At 72.1% G+C, this 17,953-nt stretch carries 19 protein-coding genes and 1 pseudogene; 10 read left to right on the top strand and 10 right to left on the bottom strand.

Annotation, left to right across the window (positions count from 1 at the left end; translation table 11 throughout):
* The first annotated feature begins 88 nt into the window (after window positions 1–88).
* On the top strand, window positions 89–499 hold the full coding sequence (locus PV364_RS24710) for a DUF732 domain-containing protein (protein ID WP_319662444.1): 411 nt from the start codon (window positions 89–91) through the stop codon (window positions 497–499).
* 10 nt (window positions 500–509) lie between these two features.
* On the opposite strand, the gene PV364_RS24705 is transcribed toward PV364_RS24710, so the two are convergent.
* The 3 genes from PV364_RS24705 to PV364_RS24695 are packed head-to-tail and all read right to left on the bottom strand — an operon-like array spanning window position 510 to window position 3,329.
* Window positions 510–1,223, bottom strand: a complete 714-nt coding sequence (locus tag PV364_RS24705; RefSeq protein WP_319662443.1) for an NADPH-dependent F420 reductase — start codon at window positions 1,221–1,223, stop codon at window positions 510–512.
* 32 nt (window positions 1,224–1,255) lie between these two features.
* Complete coding sequence (locus PV364_RS24700) at window positions 1,256–2,287, bottom strand: LLM class flavin-dependent oxidoreductase (protein WP_319662442.1); 1,032 nt, start codon at window positions 2,285–2,287, stop codon at window positions 1,256–1,258.
* Window positions 2,280–3,329, bottom strand: coding sequence for an LLM class flavin-dependent oxidoreductase (locus tag PV364_RS24695; protein ID WP_319662441.1), 1,050 nt, complete (start codon window positions 3,327–3,329; stop codon window positions 2,280–2,282). The genes PV364_RS24700 and PV364_RS24695 overlap by 8 nt, the downstream gene beginning before the upstream one ends.
* A gap of 106 nt (window positions 3,330–3,435) precedes the next feature.
* Between PV364_RS24695 and PV364_RS24690 the strand changes: the two genes are divergently transcribed.
* From PV364_RS24690 to PV364_RS24680, 3 genes and pseudogenes are all read left to right on the top strand, one after another.
* The gene (locus PV364_RS24690; protein WP_319662440.1) at window positions 3,436–3,906 is read left to right on the top strand and encodes a MarR family winged helix-turn-helix transcriptional regulator; all 471 of its coding nucleotides are present in this window, start codon (window positions 3,436–3,438) and stop codon (window positions 3,904–3,906) included.
* 146 nt (window positions 3,907–4,052) lie between these two features.
* Window positions 4,053–4,130 (top strand): annotated as a pseudogene (locus tag PV364_RS24685) (hypothetical protein); the annotation flags it as partial.
* An 83-nt stretch (window positions 4,131–4,213) separates the two neighbouring features.
* Window positions 4,214–5,020, top strand: coding sequence for a hypothetical protein (locus PV364_RS24680; RefSeq protein WP_319662498.1), 807 nt, complete (start codon window positions 4,214–4,216; stop codon window positions 5,018–5,020).
* Window positions 5,021–5,328: 308 nt separating this feature from the next.
* On the opposite strand, the gene PV364_RS24675 is transcribed toward PV364_RS24680, so the two are convergent.
* Window positions 5,329–6,063: a hypothetical protein gene (locus tag PV364_RS24675; protein WP_319662439.1), complete on the bottom strand. Its 735-nt coding sequence runs from the start codon at window positions 6,061–6,063 to the stop codon at window positions 5,329–5,331.
* Window positions 6,064–6,304: 241 nt separating this feature from the next.
* Window positions 6,305–6,763 carry a helix-turn-helix domain-containing protein gene (locus PV364_RS24670; RefSeq protein WP_319662438.1) on the bottom strand — a complete coding sequence of 153 codons (459 nt, stop codon included), beginning with the start codon at window positions 6,761–6,763 and terminating at the stop codon, window positions 6,305–6,307.
* A 111-nt stretch (window positions 6,764–6,874) separates the two neighbouring features.
* On the opposite strand from PV364_RS24670, the gene PV364_RS24665 reads away from it, so the two are divergent.
* Both PV364_RS24665 and PV364_RS24660 read left to right on the top strand, forming a co-directional pair.
* The gene (locus PV364_RS24665) at window positions 6,875–7,615 is read left to right on the top strand and encodes a DsbA family protein (RefSeq protein WP_319662437.1); all 741 of its coding nucleotides are present in this window, start codon (window positions 6,875–6,877) and stop codon (window positions 7,613–7,615) included.
* Between the two features lie 85 nt (window positions 7,616–7,700).
* Window positions 7,701–8,372: an FMN-dependent NADH-azoreductase gene (locus PV364_RS24660; RefSeq protein WP_319662436.1), complete on the top strand. Its 672-nt coding sequence runs from the start codon at window positions 7,701–7,703 to the stop codon at window positions 8,370–8,372.
* 15 nt (window positions 8,373–8,387) lie between these two features.
* Here the strand turns inward: PV364_RS24660 and PV364_RS24655 are convergent, their stop codons facing one another.
* Together PV364_RS24655 and PV364_RS24650 are read right to left on the bottom strand one after the other, a co-directional pair.
* Window positions 8,388–10,031, bottom strand: a complete 1,644-nt coding sequence (locus tag PV364_RS24655) for an aromatic amino acid ammonia-lyase (protein WP_319662435.1) — start codon at window positions 10,029–10,031, stop codon at window positions 8,388–8,390.
* A gap of 10 nt (window positions 10,032–10,041) precedes the next feature.
* The gene (locus PV364_RS24650) at window positions 10,042–11,007 is read right to left on the bottom strand and encodes an ABC transporter substrate-binding protein (RefSeq protein ID WP_319662433.1); all 966 of its coding nucleotides are present in this window, start codon (window positions 11,005–11,007) and stop codon (window positions 10,042–10,044) included.
* 314 nt (window positions 11,008–11,321) lie between these two features.
* On the opposite strand from PV364_RS24650, the gene PV364_RS24645 reads away from it, so the two are divergent.
* Genes PV364_RS24645 through PV364_RS24630 form a run of 4 tightly spaced genes read left to right on the top strand, consistent with a single transcriptional unit; the run spans window position 11,322 to window position 15,360 of the window.
* Window positions 11,322–13,838: an ATP-binding protein gene (locus PV364_RS24645; RefSeq protein ID WP_319662431.1), complete on the top strand. Its 2,517-nt coding sequence runs from the start codon at window positions 11,322–11,324 to the stop codon at window positions 13,836–13,838.
* Complete coding sequence (locus PV364_RS24640) at window positions 13,835–14,296, top strand: roadblock/LC7 domain-containing protein (protein ID WP_319662430.1); 462 nt, start codon at window positions 13,835–13,837, stop codon at window positions 14,294–14,296. Before PV364_RS24645 ends, PV364_RS24640 begins: the two co-directional genes overlap by 4 nt.
* 37 nt (window positions 14,297–14,333) lie before the next feature.
* Window positions 14,334–14,771 (top strand): DUF742 domain-containing protein, encoded by a 438-nt coding sequence (locus tag PV364_RS24635; protein WP_319662429.1) that lies wholly within the window; start codon window positions 14,334–14,336, stop codon window positions 14,769–14,771.
* The gene (locus PV364_RS24630; RefSeq protein WP_319662428.1) at window positions 14,758–15,360 is read left to right on the top strand and encodes a GTP-binding protein; all 603 of its coding nucleotides are present in this window, start codon (window positions 14,758–14,760) and stop codon (window positions 15,358–15,360) included. Before PV364_RS24635 ends, PV364_RS24630 begins: the two co-directional genes overlap by 14 nt.
* An 81-nt stretch (window positions 15,361–15,441) precedes the next feature.
* On the opposite strand, the gene PV364_RS24625 is transcribed toward PV364_RS24630, so the two are convergent.
* Genes PV364_RS24625 through PV364_RS24615 form a run of 3 tightly spaced genes read right to left on the bottom strand, consistent with a single transcriptional unit; the run spans window position 15,442 to window position 17,905 of the window.
* Window positions 15,442–16,110 carry an ABC transporter permease gene (locus PV364_RS24625; RefSeq protein WP_319662427.1) on the bottom strand — a complete coding sequence of 223 codons (669 nt, stop codon included), beginning with the start codon at window positions 16,108–16,110 and terminating at the stop codon, window positions 15,442–15,444.
* A complete protein-coding gene (locus PV364_RS24620) occupies window positions 16,107–16,760 on the bottom strand; it encodes an ABC transporter permease (protein WP_319662426.1) in 654 nt (217 codons plus the stop codon). The genes PV364_RS24625 and PV364_RS24620 overlap by 4 nt, the downstream gene beginning before the upstream one ends.
* A complete protein-coding gene (locus PV364_RS24615; protein ID WP_319662425.1) occupies window positions 16,757–17,905 on the bottom strand; it encodes an ABC transporter ATP-binding protein in 1,149 nt (382 codons plus the stop codon). Before PV364_RS24615 ends, PV364_RS24620 begins: the two co-directional genes overlap by 4 nt.
* Window positions 17,906–17,953 lie beyond the last annotated feature (48 nt).

Raw genomic sequence — 17,953 nt, 5'->3', positions numbered from 1 at the left:
CCGGCCCGTGTCCTCCATTCGGTTGAGCGGCCCGGCGACGTGGCCGGGTGGGCCGACATCGAGGGCGGCGATCGGTGAGTGTAGGGCGATGAGAATCCTCCGCCAGGCCGCCGCGGTCACCCTGTTGATCACCGTCTGCGCGTGCGCCGCGAGCACCACGCGTACCGAGCCGACAACGTCCGGGACCACGGTGTCCGAGGACGTCCTCGCGGAGGCGGTGGCCGACGGTGACGTCCCGTCGTACCTCGGCCCCGCGCATCGCGATGCCTACCTCCGGGCCATCGGCGACATCGATCCCGCGCTGGACGCGGGAGGCATGGACCCGGCCGTCTGGGCGGGCCGGGACATCTGCGTCCTCCTCGCGGCGGACGTCGCCCACGACACCGTGATCGCCCGGACCGCCGATCGTTTCAGCAACTCGGGCCACGAGGTGGCCACGACGGAGGCACGGCGGATCGTCCGCGCGGCGCAGAAGTTCATCTGCCCCGACCTGCACTGACCGGCGGGCGCTACCCGACCGGGTCCGCGGTGGAAGCGGCGGTCCTGGCCCGGGCGACGGCGCGGCCGCGCTCGGTCTCCGGGAAGCGGACGAGCATGGCCGTGAGTTCGTCGCTGTCGACGTTGGCGCCGAACGGCTCGGTGCCCGGTTCGAGGCGGACGCCCCGGGCGAGCGGGCCGGCGACGACGGGGTCGAAGCCGAGCGCGTCGACGAGGCCGGCGACCTCGGCCAGGTCGCCGGGACTGTCGCCCGCGATGGCGATGGCCTTGCGCCCGGGTGCACCGGTGGCGCGGGCCCCGTCCTCCAGGTCGTGGTACCCCATGTGGTTGAAGGCCTTCACCACGCGCGACCCGGGCAGGAACGCCTGGACGGTCTCGCTCGACGAGGTGCGGGGGTCCGTCAGGTCGTCGCGGATGCCGTCGACCTCCCACCAGTAGTTCATCGCGTCGATCACGAGCTTGCCCCGCAGCGCCTCGACCGGAATGCTGCGGTACTTGCCCAGCGGCAGCGCGAGGATCGTGACATCGGAGCGGGCCGCGGCCTCGGCGGCGGTGACCGCGACGGCGCCCGGGGTGAGGACCTCCACCGTCAGCGCGATGGCCGACGGGTCGCCCGAGCCCGCGATCAGCACCCGGTGACCGGCGGCCAGGGCCAGCCGGCCCAGCACGGTCCCGACCTTCCCCGCGCCCAGGATGCCGATCGTGCGCACGCTCTCGGCGTTCATGACGTCTCCGTTCTCTGCGGTGCGTGCGGGCCTCAGCCCGCGAGGATGTCGCGGACCATGGGGATCACCTTCGTGCCGTAGAGCTCCACGGCACGCATGCGGGCTCCGGCCGGCTGCGGGCCCACGGTGTAGATGAGGTCGAACCGGCCGACCCCGAGGTCGCCGACGGCCCCGGCGATCTTACGGGCCACGGTCTCGGGCGACCCGACATACATGGACCCGTGCTCGACCTCGGCGTCGAACTCCTCGCGGCGGACCGGGGGCCAGCCGCGCAGCTTGCCGATGCGGTCGCGCATCACCTTGTAGCCGGGCCAGAACCCCTCCCGTGCCTCCTCGTCGGTGTCCGCGACGAAGCCGGGGGAATGCATCCCCACCGGGTGGGCGGTCGTGCCGAACTGCTCCGCCGCGCGCCGGTACAGGTCGATGTAGGGCGCGAAGCGTGTGGGGGAGCCGCCGATGATGGCGAGCATCAGCGGGAAGCCGTAGCGCGCGGTGCGGACGACCGACTGGGGCGAGCCGCCGACGCCGACCCAGGTGCTCAGTCGGCCCGACTCGGTCTTGGGGAAGACGTCCGCGTCCTTCAGCGGTGCCCGCGTCGTTCCGCTCCAGGTCACCGGCTTCTCGTCCAGGAGCTTCGCGAAGAGCTCGATCTTCTCCTCGAACAGCACGTCGTAGTCGCTGAGGTCGTATCCGAACAGCGGGAAGGACTCGGTGAAGGACCCGCGGCCGAGGATCACCTCGGCCCGGCCGCCGGAGAGCGCGTCCACCGTCGCGAAGCGCTGGAAGACCCGGACGGGGTCGTCGGAGCTGAGGACGGTCACGCCGGAGGCGAGCTTGATCCGCTCGGTGCGCGTGGCGATGCCGGCGAGCACCGTCTCCGGGGTCGACACCGAGTACTCGGGGCGGTGGTGCTCGCCGAGCGCGATGGCGTCGACGCCGAGCTGGTCCGCCGCGACCGCCTCGTCGAGGACCTGCCGGATGGAGGCGGCGTGGGAGACGGGGGCACCGGTGTCGTCCACCGGTACGTCGCCGAACGTGTCGAGGCCGAACACGATGTCAGACATCAGCGGATTCCTTCGTGAGCAGTTCGCGTACCAGGGGGGCCACTTCGCGGCCCAGGAGCTCGATCGTGCGGGCGCGGGCCCGGCGGGGCAGGTGGAGGATGTCGTACTTCAGGTCGAAGCGGCTCAGGTGGAGGTCACGGGCCGTCCGGGCGATCTTTCGGGCCACGGTCCCGGGTGAGCCGACGTACAGCGCGCCGTCGCGGATCTCCGCCTCGTAGCGCTCCCGCGTGGGCTTGTAGAACCCGCGTTCCTCCGCCAGTGCGGTCACGACCGGCTCCCAGTACCGCCACCAGGTGTCGGCCGCCTCCTCGTCGGTGTCCGCGACCAGGCCCAGCGAGTGCTGGCCGATGGGCAGGGCGGGGTGCCCGAACTGCGTCAGTGCCCGCTGGTAGAGGTCCACGTGGCCGGCGAAGCGCTGCGGGCGGCCCCCGATGATGGCCAGCATCAGCGGCAGGCCGTACCGGGCGGCGCGGATCGTGGAGTTGGGGCTGCCGCCCACGCCGATCCAGGTGGGGATGCCGCCGCCGCGCATCCGGGGCAGCAGGCGCTGGTCGGCCAGCGGTGACCGGACGGTGCCGGACCAGGTCACGCTCTCCTCCCGCTGCAGGCGCATGAACAGGTCCAGGTTCTCGTCGAAGAGCCTGTCGTAGTCGGCGACGTCGTGGCCGAACAGGGCGAAGGACTCGGTGACCGAGGCCCGCCCGAGGACCAGTTGGGCCCTGCCGTCCGAGACGGCGTCCAGGGTGGAGAACGCGTGGTAGAGCCGCACCGGGTCGTTGGTGCTGAGCACGGTCACCGAGGTGCCGAGCCTGATGCGCTCGGTGGCGGTGGCCATCGCGGACAGCAGCACGGGGGTGGCGGTGTCGACATGTCCTGGGCGGTAGTGCTCGCCGACGCTGAAGACGTCGAGTCCCGCCGCCTCGGCCAGGGTGGCCTCCTCGACGAGCAGCCGGACGGTCTCGGCGTCGCTGAGCACGCGACCGCCGTCCGTGGCTACCTCCCCGAACGAGTTCAGACCCAGTTCGAACGCAGGGGCCGTCATGGTCCTCTCCTCCCCGCCCCCGCAACGATCGCGCGCTCGGCGGCCAAGTGATTGACGTGTCAAGCATGCATCGATATGATTGACATGTCAAACAGAGGGGTCGGTCATGGAACGGCGGCACGGGCGTTTGCCCACCACTGAGGAACTGCGGATCTGGCGCGACTTCGTGGAGACGACCGAGCGGCTCCGCTCGGAGCTGGCATCACGTCTCCAGGGCGATTCCGGACTGTCCCCCGGGGACTACTCGGTGCTCCTGGCGCTGCAGGAGGCGGAGGGGCACCGCCTGCGCTCCTCGGAGCTCGCGGCGGCCGTCGGCTGGGAACGCAGCCGGCTGTCGCACCACCTCGGACGGATGGAACGCCGCGGGCTGGTCCGGCGCGTGGAGTGCGTCACCGACAACCGGGGTGCGGAGGTGCTGCTCACCGACGAGGGCGCCCAGGGATTCCGGCGGGCCACGCTGCCGCACCTCAGGGCCGTCCGGGAACTGTTCGTCGACGCCCTCACGGTGGAGCAGTTGACCGTCGCGGGTGAGATCGCCGCGGCCCTGCGTGCCCGGCTGGACCCCGGCGCCTCCTGAGCCGGGCGGGGCGTGCCCGGGTGCGGTGGCCGCAGCGGTGATCATTTTGCCGTTGGGCCGCGCATTCAGGTGATTTCGGCGCACCTGCAGATTTTCGATTACTTGGTATCTGTCTCCGTGAAGACGGTAAGAGCCGGCGGCGGCCGGTGGACCTCACGGCCGATGTGGTCGTCCTCGGGGCCGGGCCGGCCGGGCTCGTGCTCGGCAACATCCTCGTGGACCGGGGGATCGACTGCGTCGTTCTGGAGCGGGCCGAGCGCACGCACGTGCAGGCGCGCGCACGCGCCGGTTCCTGGCCGTCACCACCGTGCGGATCCTGCGGCAGCACGGTCTCGCCGAGGGGCTGCGCCGGCGCGGGCAGATCCACAGCCGCCTGCGCGCGACGGTCGACTTCGTCAAGGAACAGGACACCGCCACGCTGCTCCCGCTCCTGCTTCCCGGGCTCGACGGCCCCGAGTTGCGGGCCCTGGTGGAGCGCTGCGACTTCTCGCACGCGGCGTTGCTGGTCTTCCCGCCCGGTGAGGCGGCGCTGGAGGCCACGCTCGCCGACTGCGGGCTCGTCGCGGACGAGCCGCCGCGGCCGAGCGTCGTGGTGCGCGAACGTCTGGCCGTGCGGCACCACCGGTCGTCGGCGGAGCTCGACGTCGCCGTCCTGGGCCCCGCGGTCGCGTGCCGGGACGGGGCGCGGCGCGTGGTCGAGGTGTTCGCGCTGACCGTGCCGCCGGGCTCCGACCTCGGCACGGTCAGCCGCGCACGAGCGGGAGCGGCAGCACGAGGCGCATGCCGCCTCCGAGGCCGAGGCACCGGACCCGTTGGTGCTGCGCGGCCTGTGCGCCGCCTTCGGACAGTACGGCGCCGTCCCCGACGGCGGCGGCTGCAACCCGCACGAACGGCACGGTGTTCTCCTTCACCGCGCCCGCCGAGTCCAAGGCCGAGTACCGGCGCGTGGAGCTGTACGTGCCCGGCGACCACCGCGACGTGCTCGCCGCCCACCTCGACGAGCACCGCAGGCGGCAGCCGGCTGCCCCTGGACGGCAGTGTGCTCCACGTCCGCAGGACCGCTCAGGAGCCGGCGTCGCATGGCATGCCGGCAGCAGGACCCGGGCGAGGATGACGGCTGCAAGGCGGCCTGCGCGGATCCGTCGCGGCGGGGCGGGTATCCGCCCGCCCCGGTGTCGACAACGCTCGTGATCAACACATCCAAGCCTGTCGTCGCATTCCCACCCGGCTACTGCTGGGAGGTGCCCCCACCCCGCGGCCACCGGCACGGCGCTCTCCGGCCTTCGGCCCGGGGGAGTTGCCGAACCGGCCGAGCGGTCCACTCCGAGGACGACTCTCCGCCTGGCGATCCCCCGCACCTGGGGGCACTGGAGGAACCGCGTGGCCGCCTCCGGGCGGCCGGCGCCCATGTGACGACGGGGCCTAGCGTGGAGGGCGCCGGCCGGTGAGTCGCTGCCACCGGTCCTGGGCAGTCTCGAGCCTGGTGAGCGCTTCGTCCAAAGCCCTGTCGCGGCTCTGGCGGGCGGTCACCGCGCTGAGATGACGCCGGGCCCGGTCGGCGGGCCGGGTGTCGGCCCGGGCCTCCTTGAGTGCGTCCTCGGCCTTCTTGACCGAGGCGGCGCGTTCCGCGAGGAACCGGTTCTCCTTGGCGACCTGGTTCTCGATGCGCACGCTGAAGCGGCGCACGCTGTCCTCGCTGTGCTCGCCGGTCGCGTAGGACTCCCAGTGCACGCCGTCCGGACGCCTGAGGTAGATGTGGTGGCCCATCGGGCTGTGCTCGAACTGCACCTGCACACCGCCCAGCGGCAGCACCTTCGCCCCCGGCCCGGATATCACCACCACGTGCTCGTGCAGGGACAGGTGGCCCAGCGCCGAGAGCAAGGCGCCGTTGCCCGACGTGCGCAGTCCCCTCAGCCGACGTTCGGCGGCGCTGATCCGGCTCCGGTAGGACTGCTCGGCCTGTGCCACCCGGCCCTCCGCGACGGCCAGTTCCCGCCGGGCCCTGCCCCGCAACTCCCGAACGGCCCGCCGCTCGCGGTCCAGGCCGTGCCGGTCCGTGTCGTGCCTGCCGGAGAACGCGTAGCTCCAGCCCCCGGGATAGCGGTGCAGCCGCCACGCCGTGCCCGCGAGGAGGAGTACCGAGACGGCCAAGATCACGCGAACGATGCCCACATGCCCACCCCTCCCAGTGACTGCCGCCCGGTGCCGGTGAGCCCGGGCGACGGAACCAGCCGAAGGTGCCGACGCTGACGAATATCTGTAGATATGCCCGGTCAGGTTGGCGGGGAAGCGTGAGGGTTGTGTGATATTGCGTCGTGAGTCAACGCATGTGCCTCAAGGGGGCGTCCATGACGGCCGACGGGCATCTCAAACCTCGATCGACCGGCCTGGTGAGGCGTCAGCCGGCCGCGTCGACGTCCGGTGGCTGCGCGTTCCGCGCGTCGTAGTCGCCCTGGTGGTGGCGGATCTCCGCGTGCCTGTCGGCCGACCAGGCCGCCAGTTCCAGCACGGTGGACAGCAGTGACGTGCCGAGCCCGGTCAGGGAGTACTCGACGCGGGGCGGGACTTCGGCGTACGCCGTGCGGTCGACGAGTCCGCTGCGCTGGAGCTGCTTGAGCGTGAGGGTGAGCATCCGCTGGGAGATGCCGGGGATGGCGTGCGCGAGGTCGGAGTAGCGCACGGATCCGTCGGAGAGGGTCCCGATGATCAGCACACTCCACTTGTCGCCGACCAGGTCGAGCACCTCGCGGATGAAATCGGCGTCCTTGTCGTCCCAGCGCGCGCAGGGACCCGGTACGCGCCGCACGTTCGCCCGTACATTCGTGCGCCCCTGCCGGAGCTCGCCGCCGGCGCTCACGTCAGCCGCCTCCCTCGTGTTCCACGCACATGGATGTGCCTTTTGTATCGCTTGTCATCCTAATCCACAGTGGGGCTACGAACAGATAGTGAGTTTCGGGAGGAGCCCACCATGAAGATCGAGTTCTGGTCGGACATCATCTGCCCGTACTGCGGCCTGATGGACAACCGGCTGCGACTGGCGCTGGGGCGTTTCGAGCACGCCGACGAGGTCCAGGTCGTCCACCGCTCGTTCCAGGTCCACCCCGACCTGCCCCGGCAGGGCGTCGCCCAGCGGCAGCTGCTCCGGATGCACGACATCCCCGCGCAGGACGGAGAGCGGATGTTCGCGTCGATCGAGGGCGCGGCCCACGCGGAGGGGCTGGATCCCTACCACGCGGTGGACCGGACGCTGGGTCCGACCGACTACGCCCACGAGCTCCTCGCCCTCGCCACCGACAAGGGCCGCGGCGGCGAGGTGTGGACCGCGATGTTCCGTGCCCACTTCGGGGCACGGCGCGAGCTGTGGACCAAGGAGCAGGTGCTCGACTTCGCCGCCGGGGCCGGCCTGGACCGCGAGGAGGCGGCGCAGGCGCTGAACCAACGGCGCTACCGGGGCCGGGTCGCCGCCGACCAGCGCGAAGCCGAGCGCCTGGGAGCCCACGGGACGCCCTTCATGGTCATCGACGGACGCTACGCCGTCCCCGGCGCCGTCGGCACCGACGCGCTGCTGTCGGCGATGGCCCAGGCGTGGGAGGCAGCCCACCTTGTGCCGCGGCCGCTGCAGATCCTCGGCACGACCGATGAGAACGACGCGACCGACGCGGCCTGCGGCCCGGACGGCTGCGCCGTGCCCCCGCATCCCGCGCCCTGACGCCACGAACCACCCGTGCCCGCTCGCCGGCGTCCGGCGAGCGGGTCACCCACCGGACACCCACCCGCACGAAAGAGCCACCACCATGTCCTACCTGCTGCGCATCGACGCCTCCGCCTCCGGCGACGCCTCCGTGTCCCGCCGGGTCGCCGACTCCTTCACCGCCGCCTGGGGCGGCGACATCGTCCGCCGCGACCTCGCGCTCGATCCCGTCGGCCACCTGGACGCGGCCGGCATCACGGCCCGTACCACCCCCGCCCACGAGCACAGCCCTGAGCAGAAGGCCGCCGCACTGCTCCAGGACGAGCTGGTCGAGGAATTTCTCGGAGCGCAGGCGTACCTCTTCGCCGTGCCGCTCTACAACTACTCCATGCCGTCGGTCTTCAAGGCCTGGCTGGACCAGATCATGATCGTGGGCAGGACCATCGGCACGGCCGGCCGCGCCCCGAGCGCCGGGCGCCCTGCCGTCGTCGTCTCCGCCCGGGGAGGCGGCTACGGCCCCGGCGCACCCCAGCACGGCAAGGACTTCCTGGTCCCCGCGTTGCGGACGATGCTCGGCGACCCGAACCTGATGTCCCTGGACGTCCGCCCGATCACGCCCGAACTCACCTATGCCTCCACCGTGGAGTCGCTTCGGCACCTGCTCCCGCAGCACCGTGCCTCCCTGGAGGAGGCGCACGCGCAGGCCCGCCGCCAGGCGGCGGAGATCACCGCCGTCGTGGCCGCCGGGCGGTCCGGCCTCACCGGTGCCCGATGACCGTCGGGGCCGCCCTCAGAGATCCGCCAGCACCGGCAGCAGCTCCGCGGCGGCCGCCACGTCCGCCGTCAGCGGACGGTCCTCGGTGCCGGCCGGAAGGACAGCGGCGGGGACGGTGAACACCGGCACGGGCGGCGGTGACGGGTGCAGCCGCAACGCCCGCACCGCGGTCACGAGTTCGCAGGCCAGCACGGTGGTGTACGCGTCGACGGCGCGCAGCGACTGGCGGGCCGCCTGGGAGGCGAAGCTGGCTGCCTCCTCCAGGCCGTGGGAGAGCACCGCGTGGCCGGCCGACGCGGGCGTGGCGCAGGAGCGCAGTTCCGCCAGGGCCGAGTTGGCGGTGTACTCCAGGATCATCGCGCCCGAACTGCTCGCCGGGCCCGTGGCCAGGAACCCGGGCAGACCGGTCAGGTCGCTGCGGCCGAGGGCGGTCAGCCGGGCGGCGGACAGCTGGGCCGTCTGCAGGACGGCGAGGTTCAGCCCGTCCAGGGCGAGACCGAGCGGGGCGGCGTAGAAGGCCCCGTGATGATGGGCCGCCGTGCCGTCGGCGGAGATCAGAGGGTTCTCCGACGGGCAGTTGATCTCGACTTCCACGATCCGGCGCAGGGCACCCGCGGCGTCCAGGGCGGGGCCGTGTGCCTGCGGGAAGGAACGGAAACCGAACGGGTCCTGGATCCTGCGGCCCGCTCCGTACGGCCGGCCGGGCACGCCGAGCAGCCTGCGCACCTCCGCGGCGGCATGGGCGACTCCCGGATAGGGGCGCAGGGCGTGCACCTCGGGGGCGTACGCCTCCAGTGAGCCGGAGACACCCGCGAGCGACAGGGCGGCGACCGCGTGCGTGGCCCGCAGCAGCACCTCGAGGTGGTGGCAGGCGAGGGCGGCCAGGCCCAGGGTGAGCGCGTTGCTGCTGAGCAGCGCGAGCGCGTCGCCGGGTTGCGGCACCACGGGTGCGGGCAGCGGGGACGACGGACCGGCGGGAGCGGCGTCCGCCGTCGGTCCCGGCTCCGTCCCCGGCACTGCGCCGCGCCGCTGCACGGGGAACCCGGGCGGCAGGAAGCCGGCCTCCGTCGGCGGGGGACCACCGTCGTGACCGACCGGTGGCCCGGACCGCTCCGGGCGGTCGGTCAGCCAGGGGCGTTCGCCGATCAGGGTGAGGCCCGTCTGGGCGAGGGCGGTGAGGTCGCCGGTGCCGAGACCGCCGTACTCGCTGACCGCCGGATGGACGCCGAGGCGCAGGGCGTCGGTGAGGGCGGTGACGAAGGCGGGCTGGATACCGGATCCGCCCGCGAGGAGCTGGTTGGCGCGCACCGCGAGCATCGCCCTGACCTGGCGGGCCGGCAGCAGCGTGCCGGCGCCGCCGGCGTGGCTGCGCAGGAGGCGCAGACCGTGCTCGGCCTCGTCCTGCGCGGCGACCGGCACCGAGCGGTGCGCGCCCACGCCCGTCCCGCGGCCGTACAGGCGTCCCGCGCCGGCGAGCCGGGCGGCAGCCTGCCAGGAGTGCCGGGCCCGGTCGAGAGCCTCGGGCGGCACGGCCGGCGCGGCGGCCGCGTCGGCCAGCCGCACCACGTCCGGAACGGTGAGGCCACGCCCGTCCAGCTCGACGCCGGCGCCCTCGGGATCCGGTGGCACCCGCGTCGAGCCGTTCAGGGTCGTGTCCATGTGCGGTGGGTCAGCCGAGGCCGACGGACTTCAGCCAGGCCTGGGCCACGTCCAGCGGGTCCTTGCTCTGCGACTGCACCTGGGTGTCCAGGTCGAGCAGGGCCTTTGTGTCGAGCTTGGCGGAGACCGCGTTCAGCGCGTCGATGCCCTTCTGGTCCAGCCCGGACTTGTAGACGAGCGGCTGCACGTTCTCGAACCCGAAGAGGTTCTTCGGGTCCTGCAGGACCACGAACTTCTCCTTGGCGATGGTCGGGTCCGTGGTGAAGATGTCCGCCACCTGCACGGTGTTCTTCGTCAGCGCCGCCGCGGTCAGCGGGCCGCCCGCGTCCAGCGCCTTGAAGGACTTGAAGTCCAGTCCGTACACGTCCTTCAGGCCCACCAGGCCCTGCTGCCGGGTCTGGAACTCGGGGGAGGCCCCGATGGCCAGGTCCTTGGCGATGTCCTTCAGGTCCGCGATCGAGGACGCCGCGGTGAGCTTGTACTTCGCGGCCGTCGCCGCGTTCACCGTGACCGAGTCCTTGTCCTGCGCCGGAGCCGGGTCCAGCAGCGTCAGCTTGGGGTCCAGCTTGGCGCCGATGGCGGCCGTGGTCTCCTCGACCGTCTTGGGCGTGGCGTCCTTGTCGAGGTAGGCCAGCAGCGCGCCGTTGTACTCCGGCAGGACGGTGATGGAGCCGTTCTTCAGCAGGCCGTAGGTGGTCTCACGGCTGCCGATGTTGGGCTTGTAGGTGACGTTGATGCCCTTGGCCTTCAGGGCCTCGCCATAGATGTCGGCCAGCAGGATGCTCTCGGCGAAGTTGTTGGAGCCGACGACGACGTTGTTGCCGCTGGCCTTGCCTTCCGAGAGCGGGTTGTCGGACTTGTCGTCGGAGGACGACGAACACCCGGCGACGAGGGCCGCGGCGGTGGCGGCGAGTGCGACGGCGGCCACGCCGCGGTTTCTCGTGCTTGACCTGGTGCTCTTCGCGTTAGAAGTCACAATTCCCGTTCCGGACTCTGAGGTTGGTGGAGGCTGGGTCGTGGCAGGGCGTGCGGCGTGCGGGCACACGTACGATCCTGATCCAATCCAGCCGGTTCCCAGTCAGTCAAGAGCATTCGGATCGCCGATTGGCCTCCTTGGTACGCAAATGTGGAGAGTGGACGGTCGCCTTGTAACGAACTCTTGACATGGGGCGTGGCGAACGCGGCTTCGAAGGCGCGATACATTCACCGCTGTTGCATCGGCCACAGCTGTGTGCGGGCGCCGCTTCGATGTCGTCGCGCATCATCGACCACCCCCATGAAGGAGGCCAGGTGTCCACGGTGCAGGTGGACGTACCCACCCGCCCGGCTGCCCCGCCGCGGGGCGACGGGCCCTTGGGGTTCGCCGACCGCTGGCCCTTCCGGCGCAAGCTCAACCTCCTGGTCGGTGTCCCGCTGGCCGTGGTGGCCGTGCTGCTCAGCTACCTCATCGCCGACCAGGTGGGACGGGCGCGGGACGCGGCGTCCGCGGCCCAGCTGGTCCGCGACAGCGCCCAAGTGGCGGCCCTGGCCGACCGGGTGGAGGCCGAGCACCAGCAGGCCATTCTGCTGTCGGTGCGGTACGAGGCCGCCGGCCGCGGCGCACGGCCCTCGATCGAGGCGTACCGCAAGGCGCAGCGTTCGGTGGACACCCAGGTGGCGACGGTGCGCCGGGCCTTCGGCGACCGGCTGCCGGACACCGAGGCGCAGTCCCTGCGCGAGATCGAGGGCCTGACCAGCCTGCGCGAGACGGTGGAGCAGAGCTATCTGCCCGCCGACAACATCGACCCCGCCTACACCGGCGTGGCCAAGGGTCTGATCGACGGCCTCGGCCTGGACCGCAACGCGGCGCTCGCTGCCACCTTCACGGGCAATCTGCTCGACTCCCTGCTGCGGGCCGACGCCGCGCACAGCTCCTTCGAGACGAGCGTGTTCTCGGCGACGACCGGTGACGCCAACGCCCTCATCGAGTTCAACGCCGCGGTCGGTTCGTACCAGCTGTACACCTACCAGGCCGACCGCTTCGCCCGGTTCGCCACCGTGGAGCAGGCCGACGAGCTGTCCGGTATCGAGCACAGCGACCCCCAGGGCCGGATCGCGCAGGCCTACGCCGAGCTCCAGATCGACCCCAGCTCCCTGCAGGCGGACACCCCGGCCGAGGTCCACCGGGCGTTCAGGGACGCGCTGACGGACTACCCGGCCTACCCCGCGCAGGCGGCGAACCGGCTGCGGATCACCTCCTCGCTCATCGACCAGATCGCCGACCGCGCCGACGACGCCTCGGGCGACGCGTGGTGGCGGGCCGCGCTGCTGCTGGCCGTCGCGCTGTTCGGCTTCCTGGTGTGGCTGGCGCTCTCGGTCGTGGTCCGGCGGTCGGTGGTCCGCCCGGTGCAGGCGCTCACCGCGGCCGCACAGGAGGTCTCGGCCGCCACCAGCCGTGAGCTCGCCCGGGTGGCCGACGACGACACGGAGGACTCCGGACCGCCGCGGGTGCGCGAGGTGCCCGTCACGGCCCAGGACGAGATCGGCGAGCTCGCCCAGGCGTTCAACCAGGTGCAGACGACCGCGACCGCGCTGCTGGAGCGCCAGGTGCTCAGCCGCCGCAACGTCGCCGAGATGTTCGGCAACGTGGGGCGCCGGGTCAGCAACCTGACGACCCGTCAGCTCGCGCTGATCGACTCGGTCGAACGCGGCGAGACCGACCCGGCGCTCCTGGAGCGGCTGTACTCCATCGACCACATCGCCGTGCGCCTGCGCCGGAACGCCGACAGCCTGATGCTGCTGGCGGGCATCCGGGAGACCGTCCTGGACTCGGGTCCCACCGCGCTCACCAACGTGGTGCGGGCCGCGCTCGGCCAGATCGAGGGCTACCAGCGGGTGCGGCTGTACGCCGAGACCGAGGCCATGGTCGAGCCGGACATCATCGGCGACCTCACGCTGATGGTGGCCGAACTCGTCGAGAACGCCGTCTCGTTCTCCCCGGCGGGCAGCCCCGTCGAGGTGACCGTGCGCTCCGGCGACGGCGACGCCCTGATCGCGGTGGCCGACCACGGCCTCGGCATGAGCGCCGAGCGGCTCGAGGAGGAGAACGCCCGGCTGATCCGCCGCGAGCGCCTGGACCTCGTCCCGACGAAGGTGCTCGGCCTGTTCGTGGTCGGTTCGCTGGCGCGTCGCTGGGAGGTGGGGGTGACCCTCTCCCGTACGCCGGGTGGCGGTGTGACCGCCGAGGTCGCGATCCCGGCGACCCTGCTGCTGAGCATGAGCGCGGTGGGCGGATCGGGCGGCGCGGCGACGAGCCCGGCCACCGGCGCCCCGGAGCCCTCGCCGGCCGCGCCGGGCCCCGAAGCCGCCGCCCCCGTCGCGGACACCGTCCCGTCCACGGGCCCCCACTCCGCCACCACCCCGGCCGCCGCCGGGGAAGGGGCGCCGCTCCCGCGGCGCGTGCCCCGGCGCGAGGCGGGCGGATCCGCCGGACAGCGGCCGCTGGTGCCCGGGCCCCGCAAGGAGGTACCGGCCGGCGACTCCGCCGGGCAGCCCGCGCTGCGCCGCAGGGTCCGCGGTGCCACCTTGCGGACGACCACCGGCGCGGCCGCCCAGCAGGCAGGCCTTCAGGACGCGCCCGCGCAACCCGCGGACGCCGATGCCGTACGGTCCGCGCTGGAGGAGTTCGAGGCCGCCGTCGAGCGTGCCCACCGCGACAGCGACACCGGAACCCACGCCACAGCAGACCTCCGCACCGCCACCGGTGCGGACCCGGTAACCGGGACCTCGCACCGCCCGAACGACCTCCCAGAAGGAGCCGAGCAGTGAGCACGCCGACAGGTGACACTCCGACGACCGACCTGCAGGCCGCCGCAGCCGACTTCAACTGGCTGCTGAACCGTTTCGCCACCGAGACCGCCGGCGTTGTCGACGCCATCGCGGTCTCCTCCGACGGGCTGCTCATCGCCGTGTCGGAGCTGCGCGAACGCGCTCACTCCGAGCGGCTGGCCGCCATCGTCTCCGGCATCACGAGCCTGGCCGCGGGCGCCTCGGGCAACTACGGCCTCGGCGGCCTGAACAAGGTCATCATCGACCTGGAGGGCGGCCACGTCATCGTCTCCGCGATCGGCAGCGGCGCCGTGCTCGGCGTCGTCACCGACAAGGAGGCCAAACTCGGCAACATCGCCTACGAGATGACGCTGTTCGCCAACCGCGCCGGCACCGCGCTCAGCCCACAGCTGGTGCTCGAACTCAAGAACACCGTCGGCGCCGCGTCGGCCCGCTGACCGGGCGCCCCCGGGTCCGGAGAGGAAGACACGACTTATGGCGGACGGCCGCACACCGGCCGGCGAGGACGGCGTGACGCCCGCGGGATCCGAGCCGGTCGGCCCCGCCTCTGCCGTGCGCCCGTTCCTTCTCACGGCCGGCCGGGTGGCGCCCGCGTCCGGCCGGCCGGTGCCGGTGGAGACCCAGGTGGTGGCCACCGCCGCCGGGCTCAAGACGCTCGACAAGCTCGCCTTCGAGCAGCACGACATCGTTGCCGCCTGCCGGCAGCCGCAGTCCATCGCGGAACTCGCGGCCCGGCTGCGGCTGCATCTGAACGTGGTGCGGGTCCTCGCCGAGGACCTGCGCGCCGCGGGACAGCTCACGGTCCATGTGCCCGACACCGGTGCCACCCATGACGCGTCCGTCCTGCGAAGGGTTATCGATGGCCTGCGGGCCGTCCCCGACTCCCGGGGGGTACTCCGTGACACCGACTGAACCGCTGCTCGGCGCCGGCCCGGCCGCGCAGGCCGTCGTACGGCCGCCGCTGCCGGTCAAGATGGTGATCGCGGGTGGCTTCGGCGTGGGCAAGACCACCGCCGTCGGCTCCATCTCCGAGATCGAGCCGCTGACCACCGAGGCCGCCATCACCGAGGTGGCCGCCGGCGTGGACGACCTCAGCCAGACCCCGCGCAAGACCACGACCACGGTGGCCATGGACTTCGGCTGCCTCACCATCGACCCCACCTTGAAGCTCTACCTGTTCGGCACGCCCGGGCAGGAGCGGTTCGGCTTCATGTGGGACGACATCGTGGAGGGCGCGGTGGGCGGTCTCGTCATCGTCGACAGCCGCCGCCTGGACGACTGCTACGCCGCGGTCGACTACTTCGAGCACCGGCGGATCCCCTTCGCCGTCGCCCTCAACGCCTTCGACGGACACGTCGAGCACTCGCTGGACGAGGTCCGCTGGGCGCTGGACGTCGCCGAGCACGTGCCGGTGGTGGTGTTCGACGCCCGCGAGCGCGGCTCGGTGCGGGACGCCCTGCTGGTGGTACTGGAACTGGCGCTGGAGCGCACCGGCGGCTGAGCCGCGGGCCGGCAGCGGACGGAAGGGCCCGGGGCGATCCGGCATCGCCCCGGGCCCTTCCGTCGGCCACCGCCGCGCCCGTCAGGCGGCGCGGCGCACTCCCGGGGACACCGTGAGGCGGGCGACAGCCCAGAAGACCGCGAGCGTCACCAGCGCCATCACGGCCACCAGCGTGGCGCCGCCCACGACCTTCTCGTAGTTGCGCTGGTAGAGGCCGTCGATGATGTACCGGCCCAGGCCGCCCAGGCCCACGTACGCGGCGATGGTGGCCGTGGAGACGATCTGGATGGCGGCCGAGCGCAGTCCGCTCAGGATCAGCGGGAGCGCGGCCGGGAGTTCCACGTGGAAGAGGATGCGCGACTCCTGCATGCCCGTGCCCCGGGCCGCGTCGACCGACGAGGGATCGACGGAGCGGACCGCTTCGTACGTGGTGACCAGGATCGGAGGCACGGCGAGCACGACCAGCGGGATCATCACGGGCCCCAGGCCGAAGCCCAGCCAGGTGACCACCAGCACCAGCAGACCGAAGGTGGGCAGTGCCCGGGCGGCCGTGGCGGTCATCGCCAGCGTGTTGCCCCCGCGTCCGTAGTGACCGGTGACCATGCCGATCGGCAGCCCGATGACGGCGGCGAGGGCGAGCGCCTCCAGGGAGTACCGGATGTGCTCGACGACGCGGGTGGGGATGCCGTCGTAGCCGTGCCAGTGGGCGCTGTCGCTGAAGAAGGCGTTGATGAAGTGCAGTACGTTCACCGGGCCGCGCTCTCCTTCGGCATCCAGGGGGTCAGCAGCAGGCGCAGGGCGACGAGGACCGCGTCGACCACGACCGCCAGCACGGCCGTCGTCACCACGGAGTTCACCGCGAGCTCGGGCCGGTGGTAGATCTGGGCGTCGTTGAGCAGATTGCCCAGCGCGCCCTGGTTGCCGATCAGCATGCCGACGCTGACGAGGCTGATGCTGGAAACCGTCGCGACCCGGAGCCCCGCGATGATCGCCGGTACCGCGATGGGCAACTGCACCTGGACGTAACGGCGTACGGGTCCGAAGCCCATGGCGGTCGCCGCGGCCAGGGTCTCCTGCGGCACCGAGCGGACGCCGTCGACGATGGCCGGGACCAGTACGACCAGGCTGTAGACGGCGAGCGGGATCATCACGGTCAGTTCGGTCTGGCCGGTGTAGTCGATGAGGACCACGAAGAAGGCCAGCGACGGGATGGCGTACAGCACGGTCGTCACGCCCAGCGTGGGGGCGTAGACCCAGCGGTACCGGACGCAGAGCTGCGCGATGGGCAGGCTGATCACCAGGGCCGCCAGTACCGGCAGCAGCGCCTCGCGCAGATGCAGTCCGATCAGGCCGAACCAGCTGTGCTGGAGGTCGCTCGGGATGTCGAAGAAGCCACTCATCCTGCGGCCTCTGCTCCGGCGCGGACCTGGCCGTCCTCGTGGAGTTCGGCGTGCGCGCTGCGGATGGCCTCGCCGATGGCGCGCTCCGAGACGACGCCGACCACCCGGCCGGTACCGTCCACGCCGACGGCCCAGCCGGTCGGCGACAGCACGGCACCGTCGAGTGCGGCCCGCAACGACTCCCGGCCGTGCTCGAACGGCCGCCCGAAGGGCAGCAGGCGAGCGGGATCGATGGTGCCCGCGGTCAGCAGCCCGGGCTCGCTCCAGCCCAGCGGCCGGCCGTCCAGGTCGGTGACGAGGAGGTAGGGCACGTCCGCGGTGGTGCGGGCGGCGATCTGCTCGGCGCCTGCGTCCACGGCGACGACCGGCTCGCTCCTCAACTCCAGCCGCGAGGAGGAGAAGAAGGACAGCCGCCGGATGCCGCGGTCGGCGCCGAGGAAGTCCTCGACGAACTCGTCCGCCGGTGCGGACAGCAGTTCCGCGGGCGGCGCGAACTGGGCGAGCCGGCCGCCGGTGCGCAGTACCGCGACCGTCGTGCCGAGCTTGATGGCCTCGTCGATGTCGTGGGTGACGAAGACGATGGTCTTGCCCAATTCGTCCTGGATCCGCAGCAGCTCGTCCTGAAGGCCCTTGCGGACCACCGGGTCGACGGCGGAGAACGGCTCGTCCATGAGCAGCACCGGCGGGTCCGCGGCGAGCGCCCGCGCCACGCCGACGCGCTGCTGCTGGCCGCCCGACAGCTGGTACGGGTAGCGCTTGGCGAGCGAGGTGTCGAGCCCCACCCGCTCCATCAGCTCCGCCGCCCGTGCCCGCGCGCGCCGCTTGTCCCAGCCGAGCAGCCGGGGCACGGTGGCGATGTTGTCCAGGATGGTGCGGTGCTGGAAGAGCCCGGCGTTCTGGATGACGTAACCCATCGACCGGCGAAGGGTGTTGACGGGTTGCTCCCGGATGTCGACACCGTCGAGGAGAATCGTTCCCTCGCTGGGTTCGACCATCCGGTTGATCATCCGGAGCGTGGTGGTCTTGCCGCAGCCCGACGGTCCCACGAGCACGGTGATGGAGCGGTCCGGTATCTCGAGTGAGAGCCGGTCGACTGCCACCGTGCCGTCCTGGTACCGCTTGGTAACTGAGTCTATCCGTATCAAAACGCCGAATACCCTTCGGGTCTGGCAGAAGCTGCCCGCTCTCGGCCA

It is taken from the genome of Streptomyces sp. MI02-7b (assembly GCF_033793585.1).
In the GTDB taxonomy this organism is placed as follows: domain Bacteria; phylum Actinomycetota; class Actinomycetes; order Streptomycetales; family Streptomycetaceae; genus Actinacidiphila.
Note: the sequence above shows the minus strand (reverse complement) of the source record. Positions and strands in the feature narration are given on the sequence as shown.